Source organism: Pirellulaceae bacterium (assembly GCA_029243025.1).
Lineage (GTDB): Bacteria > Planctomycetota > Planctomycetia > Pirellulales > Pirellulaceae.
Window position 1 is genome coordinate 93,786 of record JAQWSU010000049.1, and the last position, 11,855, is coordinate 105,640.

At 52.1% G+C, this 11,855-nt stretch carries 8 protein-coding genes; 2 read left to right on the forward strand and 6 right to left on the reverse strand.

Annotated elements, in window-relative coordinates; all coding sequences use genetic code 11:
- The first annotated feature begins 104 nt into the window (after positions 1–104).
- On the forward strand, positions 105–2,144 hold the full coding sequence (locus P8N76_24115) for an alginate lyase family protein (GenBank protein MDG2384776.1): 2,040 nt from the start codon (positions 105–107) through the stop codon (positions 2,142–2,144).
- Positions 2,145–2,239: 95 nt separating this feature from the next.
- Here P8N76_24115 and P8N76_24120 read toward each other — a convergent pair whose 3' ends face one another.
- The 5 genes from P8N76_24120 to P8N76_24140 all read right to left on the reverse strand — a co-directional run bounded on the left by P8N76_24120 (position 2,240) and on the right by P8N76_24140 (position 8,785).
- Positions 2,240–3,592, reverse strand: a complete 1,353-nt coding sequence (locus P8N76_24120; protein MDG2384777.1) for a Gfo/Idh/MocA family oxidoreductase — start codon at positions 3,590–3,592, stop codon at positions 2,240–2,242.
- Between the two features lie 179 nt (positions 3,593–3,771).
- On the reverse strand, positions 3,772–4,944 hold the full coding sequence (locus tag P8N76_24125; GenBank protein ID MDG2384778.1) for a dockerin type I domain-containing protein: 1,173 nt from the start codon (positions 4,942–4,944) through the stop codon (positions 3,772–3,774).
- 2 nt (positions 4,945–4,946) lie between these two features.
- Entirely contained in the window at positions 4,947–5,093 is a 147-nt protein-coding gene (locus P8N76_24130) for a hypothetical protein (GenBank protein MDG2384779.1), read from the reverse strand.
- Between the two features lie 439 nt (positions 5,094–5,532).
- On the reverse strand, positions 5,533–7,344 hold the full coding sequence (locus P8N76_24135) for a carbon-nitrogen hydrolase family protein (GenBank protein MDG2384780.1): 1,812 nt from the start codon (positions 7,342–7,344) through the stop codon (positions 5,533–5,535).
- A gap of 136 nt (positions 7,345–7,480) precedes the next feature.
- A complete protein-coding gene (locus P8N76_24140; protein MDG2384781.1) occupies positions 7,481–8,785 on the reverse strand; it encodes a Gfo/Idh/MocA family oxidoreductase in 1,305 nt (434 codons plus the stop codon).
- Between the two features lie 679 nt (positions 8,786–9,464).
- Between P8N76_24140 and P8N76_24145 the strand changes: the two genes are divergently transcribed.
- A complete protein-coding gene (locus tag P8N76_24145) occupies positions 9,465–10,592 on the forward strand; it encodes an FAD-dependent monooxygenase (protein MDG2384782.1) in 1,128 nt (375 codons plus the stop codon).
- Between the two features lie 135 nt (positions 10,593–10,727).
- On the opposite strand, the gene P8N76_24150 is transcribed toward P8N76_24145, so the two are convergent.
- Positions 10,728–11,837 carry an arginine deiminase-related protein gene (locus P8N76_24150; protein MDG2384783.1) on the reverse strand — a complete coding sequence of 370 codons (1,110 nt, stop codon included), beginning with the start codon at positions 11,835–11,837 and terminating at the stop codon, positions 10,728–10,730.
- Positions 11,838–11,855: the final 18 nt, after the last annotated feature.

An 11,855-nucleotide genomic window follows, 5' to 3' on the forward strand; every position in this document is an offset into this window, starting at 1 on the left:
GCAGCCTGCTGATTCCTTCCAACTCCAGCCACCTAGACCACGCCCTCGTTGCAACCCTTGATCGTGGCCAGGATCACGAGCACCTGAAATCGCGGAAACGAGTGATGAAAACAATCTTGCATGAGATATCCACCAAACCACTAACCAGGTTGGCAATCAGCATCGCCGTTCTGTTGGCAATCCTTCCACGCATCCCCTTGGCCGCCGACTTTGCCCACCCAGGCTTGCTCCACACGCAACGCGACTTCGACCGCATACGAGTTGCCGTAGCCAACCAACAAGAGCCGATTTACTCAGCGTTCAAGCTGCTTGTCGCAAGCCCACGCGCAAGCTCCGACTACAACTTAAGGGGCCCATTTCCCGAATGGGGACGAGCACCAAACATCCGTACCGGCGAAACGGTCAGCGATGCAGAGGCCGCCTACCACAACGCACTCATGTGGGCCATTACGGGAAAACAAGCACATGCGGACAAATCAATTCAGATTATCAATGCCTGGATGAGGTCCCTCAAAAAGGTAAGCGGAATCGACGGCGTTTTGGCTTCGGGTCTGCAAGGGTTTAAGTTTGCGAATGCTGCCGAAATCCTTCGACACTCAGATTCCGGCTGGTCCGATTCGGATGCAAAGCGTTGCGAGCAATGGCTGATGGAAGTTTGGCACCCAACAATCGAGCACTACGCTTACTTTGCCAACGCCAATTGGGAAAGTGCTGCCCTGCAAACCAAAATAGCAATCGCCGTCTACTGCAACGACCGGAAACTGTTCGAAGAAACGGTCCGCTATGCCGTAAATGGCGCGGGGAACGGCAGTATCCCTCACACGATTGTCTATCCTTCGGGCCAATGCCAGGAAACCACTCGTGCCCAACATTACGCTCAACTTGGACTCGGCTTACTCGTGAATGCGGCCGAGGTGGCTTGGAACCAAGGTGTCGATCTTTACGGATGGGACAACAATCGCATCCTGCAAGGATTTGAATACACAGCGAAATACGGATTAGGAGAGGACGTTCCCTACCAACATTACCTGGACCGGACGGGTAAATACGGCTTCGGCGGCCGCAACAATCAGTACGATCAAATCTCGACCATTAGTCGGGGTAACTTCTATCCGATTTTTGAACGTCCCTTGAACCATTACGTCAAACGAAGAGGGTTAAGCGTTCCCTACACAACTCGTGTTGTTGCCAGCAAACGGCCCGAAGGCTTCAATCACGACCACCTGGGCCTCGGCACCTTGACCCATTGGCGATCCCCAGCGCCCACCACCCAACCCGAGCGTCCTCCTGCCGTACCTGCCGGCCTCGTCGCTAGAACGACAGCCCAGGGTATCCGGCTTAGCTGGGTGGGTTCGGTAGAACCAATCAGCGGAACCGACGCCACCAGCTATCTCATTAAACGATCTAACACACCCGCCCCCCCATACGAAACACAAACTCAAACAACGAATCAGCACTTTGTCGACACGACCGTTGAACCAGGCAAGCTTTATCACTACATCGTCTCTGCAATTAACAACGTAGGACAGAGTGATGGCTCGTACCCATTGGCGACCACTGCGGGACTCCCCCTTCGTTGGTCAAATTCTGACGTGGGGAAAGTATCCGTTCCTGGATACGCTGAGCACAACGGAGAGACTTTTTCCCTGGAAGGGCAGGGGGCCGACATTGCCGGAAGACATGACTCCTTCCATTTCGTTCACACCCGCATGCGAGGGGACGGCTCGATTACCGCTCGTATCATCTTGCCGATGAGTTCCCAATGGACCAAACCGGGAGTCATCATGCGAGAAAGCCTCGATGCGGGCTCCGCTCACGCATCGGTTTTGCTGTTACCCCACTGGAAAGGCGCAGTCGTCAGCCGTTCGAACACCGATGGTGAAACAAGCACGACCGATCCAATTCCGATTGGCAAAGCGCACGTCATCAAAAAAAACCGGCTCATGACGCCGTATTGGGTCCGACTTGTACGAGCCGGAAATCGATTCACCGGCTACATGGGAAGCGACGAAAAAAACTGGCAACGATTAGGCTCCGTAGAAATCTCTGTAGGTAAAGACGTCTATGTCGGATTACCCGCCTGCTCCCAACTGAAAAATGTCACCACCACAGTCACTTACGATAACGTAAACGTGCCTGAATGAAGCCGATGGGACAGGGAACGCTCGAACCGATGCGGGGACATCCGTTTCAATAGCCGCAACCTTAATTGACTCGCGCCGAGCTATTTCAGCCTAAATCACAGCTCCCAACCTTTTCGGTAATCACGACGCAAATATTCATTCGCGCCATCATGATTTGTAAAGGCAAGTTGGTCGGAATCCCAAAGAAGTTTTTTCCGCGTGAGATCCTCCCGCAACTGCGATCGCAAGGCAACGTTACCCAACAGTACGGTTTCTGTCATCGGACCGGCCCAATTGAAGTTAGAGCCGGCAGCCGAACCGCCCTTGCAGGCAAGCAACCATTCCTCGTGATGCCCCGGTGATCGAGCCAACTTTTTGGGCGGCACACCGTACTGCTTCGAACGCTCATCCGGCAGCAGTCGCCAGGGTGTGAACCAGTCAGTCAGCAGAGCCCCATCCGTGCCAACCAGCAATATTCCATTGGTACCCATGACATCGCCTTCTTTCACGATATCTGGACGCGGCGGTCGTAAACCACCGTCGTACCAAGTCAGCCGTACAGGGTCCATTTCTTCGCGTGCCGGAAAGTCATACGTAATCATCGAACCCAATGGAAACGTTTCTCCATTCACGCGAGTTGAGCTCGCTTCGACGCTGGTCGGCGCCCCCAGTTTCAACGCTCGAAAAACGGGATCGAAAAAATGACAAGCAATATCACCCAACGCTCCCGTCCCAAAATCCCACCATCCGCGCCATTTCGTCGGGAGGTACGCTGAATGATAGGAACGAGCAGGTGCCGGCCCCAACCACAAATCCCAATCAAGCGTATCAGGCACGGGCGGTGTGGCCGCTGGGCGGTCAACTCCCTGGGGCCAGTACTCATCGAATAACCCGCGCGACGGTCGATCCGTCCAGATATGCACGGACTCAACTTGACCGATCGCATTGTCCAGCACGTATTCCTGCACAATCCGGGTGTTGTCAGACGCCTGCGCCTGATTCCCCATTTGCGTGGCAACACCAGCCTCTTCGGCTGCCTTGGTGAGTGTGCGCGCTTCCCAGATCGAGTGCGTCAACGGTTTTTCACAATAAACATGTTTCCCGAGTCGAATAGCTGCCATCGACGCATGAAAATGATGATGATCGGGTGTCGCCACAATCACCGCGTCAATTTCGGATTCCATTTCAGGCAGCATTTTCCGATAGTCTTGAAACCGTTTTGCTTTTGGATACCTGTTGAAGGAGCCCGCCGCACGCGCCGAATCAACGTCACACAATGCAACGATGTTTTGGGATTCGACCGCGCGTATATCACCGCCAGCCTGCCCTCCCGCACCAACAGCTGCGATGTTCAGTTTTTCGTTGGCGGTATAAGCACGAGCTGAGCCCGCCTTCAAAATCGTAAAAGCAGCTGCCGAGGCACTCGCGGTTTTAAGAAAGCTTCGACGATTAGTCGATCTCGCCATCATTCATGCTCCATTGGTTCTGGAAAGATTGATCAGTTCTTTCGGTAACGGGCAAGATTTGGTGATTGGCCATCCTCTGGCCGTTCAAACACTGACCGTTCCCAGCCGACATCATGATCATTAAACCGCTCGCAAGGGGAACTGCCAAGCGGTAGATTTTTCTAATCAATATCGAGTGAATCTTAAGATCGCCTGCGGAAGATCGCACCAAGCCAGACCATGCCGATGCCAATCAGCAGGAGACTATTTGGCTCCGGCACGAGCTGAGCAGCCGGTCGAACTCCCACTTCGAAGCCACCATCCTGGAACGCGACAACAAAGTCACTACTGTTGAATTCAGCGTCGCCATTCCAGTCGCCCTCGGCCCATCCTGAATTCTCGTCTTCAAGGTCTTCATATTCACCCACCTGAAACACGATGACAAAATCACTTGAATTGAATTCGCCATTGAGGTCGGCATCGCCCAGCCAAGTGTTTTTGATATCGCTTATCATAAAGCGATGGTCGGCCGTGTTAACAGAACCGTCCGAGTTGAGATCAAACCTGGGAGAACTTTCCCCACCGCGAATAGCCGCCGCCAACAAATCAATATCAGTAGCGTCAACTACACCGTCACCATTAAGATCGCCCGAATTTGGATTCAGCAGAGCAGCAACACCATTTTCAGCAATTTTCTTAATCGCACCGGAATCTAGTGCCTCATCCCAAAGCGCAACGTCATCAATAAAACCATCGAAACCTTCGACATGGTTGTGACGATTACCGATGTGCATGTAGCCGGATGGCGCAACAAACCATCCCTCATTAGATTCCCAACTGAGCTCTCCGTCCACATAGATTGACATCATCTCTTCTTCGACATCTGCGACATACGCCACGTGCTGCCATTCGTCGATTGCTGCAATCTCATCTCCCCACTGCCAACCACCGCCGGCCCTTGCGTAATAGGAATATTCACCCTGTCCGCCGAAGGGCCCATGTACGTTAAGGGCTGTCTCGAAGGTGTCACCTTCACGACTGGTAAGCCGCTCCATGGCGCCTTCTTGTCCCCGATCATAAATAAACATGGAGAGCGTGAATTCTTCCGAATCCAGGTCACCGTTCTCGTTTTCGATGAAGACATGATCCGTATCGAATTCAAACTCAAGAGACTTGCCAAATCCTATCGACTCTGGCACGTTGCTCGAATAGACAGCATCGATTAATTCACCATCGTTTCCGAATTCAGATTGATCGTCTACATTGTCGTCAAAGTTCCAATAGCCGACTAAATCAGCCCGGAGAGACGCTGAACAAACCACTAAGATAAATCCCGCAAGAGCACCCTTGAACGTATTCCGTAGTAGAAATGACATGGTTATGTCTCCATATTTACTTGATTCGCAACCGCATCCACCGTGACAAAGACCAGGCCGACACTCGCGTTAAACGTCGAAAACATTTGATTGGTCGCAATTATGATGGATCCCATCCAAAGATCAAGGATTTCCAGCCCGTCATTCATGACCTTGAGCGGATTTCCAGAAAAAGGCCGCTGCCACGCCTCACGCCGGCGCTAGCCGTGCTCTTTTTCCTGAACAGCGGCGTCAACGCCGACGAAGTAACGAGCGGTAACGCGCCACGCAGCTCGAATAGCTTTCACCACGCAAAAGATAAGATTAAACGGCAGAATGCCCCTTTACGGCACCCACAAGGCGAAAATCGATCAGCGATCGCCTGCCGATACACTTTCGTGACAAACCTTAAATCGCATGCAGGACCATGAAACCCGGCAAACTGAACGCCGTGGTGGTGGTCACGACCACATGCACCCTATACATCAGAGCGGCAATCTCTGAGCTCAGTTGCTTCGTCGGCCCCGTCCATAAAGCGATTGCCAAATCCACTCGCCACTGCGATAAACACCGCGCGACGGGCGGAGGTTTCCAAATACTAGATTCGGTTCACTGCGAGCTTTCATTCGCAACACCATAGAATTGACGAATCTCGTTCAGAACGTCATTTCGCCCATCCCATTTCTTGTAGATCAATCGCCCCACCAATTCATATTCCCGCCCAGCCACCGGTTGGGGGATAATCAATTGAACATCCCATGCTGGATTTGTATCGTCACCCTTGGAACTGGTACCACCACCGGAGGGCGAATGGGTGAAACGCAAATTAGGATTGGGGCGAAACAGATAGATCAGGACCATATCCCGAAACCGCCCATAGAAACAAGGTACCGCATAGCGTAGCGGGGACACGCTGGCAAACAGGGTATCGCGTTCTTCAAAATCAAGCACAGTAGAATTCTTTTCACTACAGACCGTGCTATCTCGATTGTGCTGTTGCGTACACAACTGTCGCCATAACGGTTTCACAAGCGTTGATTCCCCATCGATAAAATACATACTCTTGTTAAGTGGACCATTGATATAGGACGCCCAAAACACCCCCAAGAATCCGCCTACATAATCGCTTCGATGCGGAACACAACGGAAAGAGAAATCGATAGCGTTCGGCTCCCTCACCGTAAATCGACTCCAGCTTTCCACCTGAAATACCGGGGTAGGCCGCTGATAGAGTTCAACGGCCGCTTCACTGATTTGCTTGAGTGCCATTGGGGCGTAGCGAGGCTCGAAAAAGACTTCACGTTCTTCACGCCGTCGAGAGTCAAAGTAATGCTCAAGGTTCATGCCCGCATACGCGGGTACGAACGGATTGTCGGGCTCAGCCGTCGACGCCAGAGAAAAGATCCCATTGTAACCAGGTCGGTGGCTCACTCCATTTAGCTCTAGCGATCGATTCGTCCCCACAATCACTTTCAACTGTGCGGTCTCCAAGGTCGCCACGTCTTGGTCTCTGGCCGCCCCCCTTGGATCAACATTTTGCAAAAAACGAATCAGACGTTCAGGCATTTCACGTGACCGCCATTGCAAAAAATCAGCCTCACTTTGATCACGAGCGCGTTCATTTTTCGCGCGGGTTGGTGGCACCACAATCTCACCAAAGGTAATCGCCTCGCGTTTACGCTCCACAGCGACAATGCTTTCCTGACTCACGATCAGTGATACGCCAACGTTAGCCTCCACAATCGGAATCTTGTTTTCAGTCGAACGGTCAAGCACCGCCAGATCTTGTTGATTCGATGTTGACCCATATGCGGGGATCACGAGAAATTGCGCACCGTCCAAGGCCGGAATTTTGGCAAGCAGAGGATTCCAACGATCATTACAAATCAGAATTCCACAACGACCGTAGGGCGTATCGAAGGCGCGACTCCGCTTCCCTAATCGATTAAACCACCAACTGGGATCGTATCCTTCGTGAAACTGCATCTTCTGATATTTGCCGCAGATTTCACCGCTGTTATCAATAAAGACTGCCGTGTTGAAGACATCCTCATTAAGCTGCTCGGCAAATCCAAATACCAGGCAGAGATTTAGCTCGCGAGCCAGTGATTGGAATCGCCGAATCACAGGCGAATCGATCGCCACAGCAACATCCCTCATCTTCGATGCTGCCATCTCTTTTGCGATGATTTCGTTAACAATATATCCATCAAGACTACCTTCCGGTGCAACAGCGATTTTGGCCCCGCCGTTGGCTGCCTTGCGAAACCACGCCTCGAGCTGATCGGCATTACCCGCCAAATCCAGTTTCACGGGTTCAAAAGATATCGAAGCAACTCGCAGCGTTCTGGGGAGCTCTTCACAGCGAGACAACGAAGCAGGAAAAAACAGCAAGAGAACAACAAGTGTGCATAAACGCATCTTCGATCTTTCACGAAAAAGGGATGACCCTGCGACGTGGGTTCGGTATCCAATCAAGTTCAGATCAGCAAGAACCCAAATACGCACCTCGTTTTCCAAAGCGGTCGAGCGGCGAAAACCAGCGATTCGCCTACCCTCAAACATCCGGTAATCCCCAAGGTTCACGCCGCTCATAATCCAGCCAGGTGTTGGCTTCTTGATCCTCGCCACAGTTCCAATTTTTCGGATCCCATTGGAAACTTCGACCGTACCAATACGCCAAATTCCCCAAGTGGCAGATTGCCGCACTGCGAGCTCCAATCTCAACGTCAGCGACAGGGCGACGTCGATCTCGAATCGCATTTAACCAATCACGGTGATGGCCAGGCGATTGATACAAATGCACTTCCTTTTCAGCGAGCGGCTCTCGCGTGGCATCTTTTGGATCAGAGCTAAGATGCCCACGATCAACGCGCAAAACCCCCTCTGTGCCATGAAAGGTAATCCCACTCGGCCCACCGTGTATCATCTCGATCCCGTTTTCATAAACAAAACGAACCCCTGTCCCTGTAGACGGATCATCGGGAGGAATAATTTCCACCGGCCCCGATTGATCCATCCCCAAAGCCCACTGGGCGATGTCATAGTGATGAGCACCAATATCCGTGTGCCCCCCCCCGGAGTATTCGCGATACTGACGCCACTGTCCCCATGGCTTTGAAATTCCACCTCGAGCGCTTAACGCCGAATGATAAGCTCGCTTGGGAGCCGGCCCCAGCCACAAATCCCAATCCAAACCAGGTTCCAATTCCTCGGCGGGCAGATCACACCATCGGCTCGGGCCCCCAACACCGACCGTCACTTTCTGAACCTTTCCGATCCGACCGCTCCGTACGAACTCACAGGCCTGCCGAAATGGACCGAAAACATTACTTCGTTGCTGACTGCCCGTTTGCAAAACTCTTTCATGTTTTCGCACCGCGTCGATACATCGCTTTGCTTCCAGCAACGTGAGCGTGAGAGGTTTCTCGCAATAGACATCTTTCCCCGCCTGACACGCCTCAATAATCGGAATTGCATGCCAGTGATCCGGTGTGGCAATCAACACCGCATCGATATCGTCCCGCGCAATAACATCTCGAAAATCATTATAGGTTTTAAAGCCAGCATCGTGGGCACCATCCCCGTACTTTGCCAAGACTCGTTGCTTAGCCAATTGCCGCCGATTGGAATCCACATCACAAACTGCTGCAATTTGCACATCGCCAAACCCCAACAACGTATTCAGATGGTAACCGCTACACATCTTTCCTGTACCAATGATTCCCACAGAAAGACGCTCACTGGCCGCCGCGCGACCCGGCGCATTACCCAGTGCACTCGCAGGTACAATCATCGGCGCGGCGAACAGGGCTGAGTGCTTTAAAAATGACCGGCGACTTGTCTTGAGGCGATTTTTCATAAGACCATCTCAATTGGAAATGACGGGACTCGAAATCGTGAAGAGCACATTTTACTCAAATCATCACAGCACCTATGATCACCTTCCACCTGCGCTGATGCAACCACGATTCAATGAGGTACCCGCAGGAATTCTTCAGCTCAGATCTTCGCCCGATGCAACGCCGTCTCCCAAAATTCCTCCATCGCAAGCAAGCAAACGGTGTTTCGCTTTGTCCCCAAGAAATGGAACACGAGAGATCGCGATTGTCGCTTGCAGACAAATCCGATGCAAAATCGGCATGGCGACCCTGCTCAGGAGAGCAGCAAGGCCGACCGCTCAATAAGCTGGCTGGCGATCCGACGCGGAGGCGTTAAAAAATCAAATGTTGCCGCGTAAATTCACCTACGTAGCTTTACTGCGACACAATGCTACCATTGCTCCAATCACGACAGAATCGGTATCGCGTGGGGTGGATGCCGCAATACTTACTTTTTAGCTCCTTCTTTCCGCGAAACGATCCACAACCCTATAAATACAGTCAGCATGCACTTGCGGGGTAACCGATTAATGGTTCTACCGGAAGTGTTGGACATATTCCGCTCGAAAGCCCGGTTGATGACAAAACAGCAGGGATCTGCGACACCGTTCCTGGTCGCGTCCATCAATCTTGCGAATCGTTTCTGGCAGGAGAAAACCAATGAAAAAGGTCGTGATCATCGGCGGCGGTATGGGTGGCCTAACGTTAGCCATTGCCCTCAAGAAAAAAGGAATCACAGTTACCGTTCATGAAAAATACGATCACTACCAAAGCCAACGCACAGGGTTTCTGATCTGGAATTACGCGATCAAGATCCTGCAAGAGCTTGAAGTGCCTATCGATGAGGCAGGTGCGCCGCTAGAAATATTTGAAGTACACGGACGCGAAGGGCAGGTTATCTGCGAAATGCCTATCGGGGCGATCTCCCGCGAAAATGGCGCTGACAGCTATGAAATGAACCGATTGCGACTGACCCAAATCATGTCGGCAATGGTCGGCGATGATTTAAAACGAGGCCATGAATGCATTTCCGCGACAACATCCGGCGACAAGGCAATCGCAACGTTTGCGGATGGAAGCACCGATGAAGGCGATATCTTGATTGGATGCGATGGGGCCCACAGCGTCGTACGAAATTCAATCCACGATGGAGTCGAACTCAATATGATGAATTCCGGCGGATGGATCGCGGTTATCGACCAACACCCTCCAGCGCTTCAGGAAAATCGACATATGGACTTCTGGCAACCGGGCACCAAAGCCGGTGTGGCAGATCTCGGCCATGGTGAAGCCCGCTGGTACGTTGCGTTTAGCGATTACATTCCCGACGACAAGGCGCCCAAAAAAGATCAGATCACCAAAGGGATGAAGCAGGTCCCAGAAGTAATCCGCCAGTGCATGGAGATCACCGACGAGCGTCAAATGGTCCTTACCAAAGCCGGCGATCTGCTTGCGCTTGCCCCCTGGTACAAAGACCGCATCCTCATGATCGGTGATGCCGCACACGCAACCAGTCCTTATGCGGGCATGGGAGCTTGTGCTGCCATCGCCGATGCTCACTTGCTGGCCCAATTACTTGGTTCAGACACTCCGATCCAAGACACATTTCAACAATTCCAGGATACTCGCAAACCGATCGCGGATGCGATCATTGAGGAGTCGCGCCACGGACTCGACATGTCAACCTGCCGATCAAGATTACGAAACTGGATTCGTGACTGGGGACTCAGCCATATCCCAGAGAAACAGCTACATCAAGTCGTCGCCGACATGGTTACGGGCCACTAAACGATCCACGAACTCAGTGGCCGGCCCAAAGCGCCCAGAGACATACCCTGGAGCACCAGATATCTCGTCGGTGCAACTTTTCATTCGCCTGTTCCTCCAACCCGCGTCGGGATCTTCTACCGACAAAGTCGAATCCTACAACTTGCTTTCGCGCAAAAGTGGGTGATGCCAGCAACGAAATCCGCCGCCTTGCCAGGACATCGCATCGATCGGCGTGGTGATGACTTCGACACCTTCGGAGCGAAGTTCCTTGGCAAGTTCAGGCATATCTGCCCCGACAACCATCGTCTTCTCATCGAGCACGAGACCGTTGCAACCCAGTTTTTCTTCTGCGTCAGCAGCAGAAACATCGATTAGCTTCCAGCCCGACAGAAATTCCGGTATCCCGTCGACAAATGCGTCCCGACAAATGACAGCCAAACCTGGCCGTGGCGTGGCAAGTACGCAATCGAGATGCAGGAAATGACTACTGATGGGCACTTCATGAACTCGGTAATCGCTCCCCAAGAAATTCTGCAACCATTTCATCCCGGCCCGATTCGACGCATTCCCGGAGTGCCCCACATAGATATCATGACCCAACAGAAAGACATCGCCCCCCTCCAAAAATGGACCTGGACCATATCCACCGTTGTTGTCAGCAGGGAAAGGCTGTGGCTGTGGCATCGATAGCATCATCGCATCACTGTTACTAATCCGCTCACCCACAGTGCGCCGCACCGCGAAGCGTTCCTTCCGTCGATTGGGTTCATACATCGCCGTTTCGATAAAATTGGAACCGATGACCAGCATGGGATCGCGTGGAAAGGTCTGAAATACAGCATCATTGAGCCGCGCCAAGAACGCCTCTTCCGACGGAAGAAACTTCTTCACTTGATGCACGACAATGCCGCGATCTTTCAAAATCTTAATGATCGCATTGATCTGGGCGATGAACTTTTCATTTAACTCCGGATCAATTTGCTCGAGGCTTTTACCAGCGTGTTTTTCCAAAAACTCAATCGACGACTGCGGAAGAAACTTTTTGGGTGCTTCCGCTAGTTTCGTCGGCAAACGGACATTGGGAAATCCAACCACGACTTCCTTGAGTGCACCCCATTCGTGATTCACCCTAATTGATTTTTTGGACACAGGTTGCCCCTGCTGAGCAAATGCTGAAGAAACACCTCCGCCTAACGTCGCACCAACAGCGACCGCCGACGAGGCTTGAAGAAAACTACGACGCGACGAGATCATTTTGTTCATTTTTTATTCAATTTACAA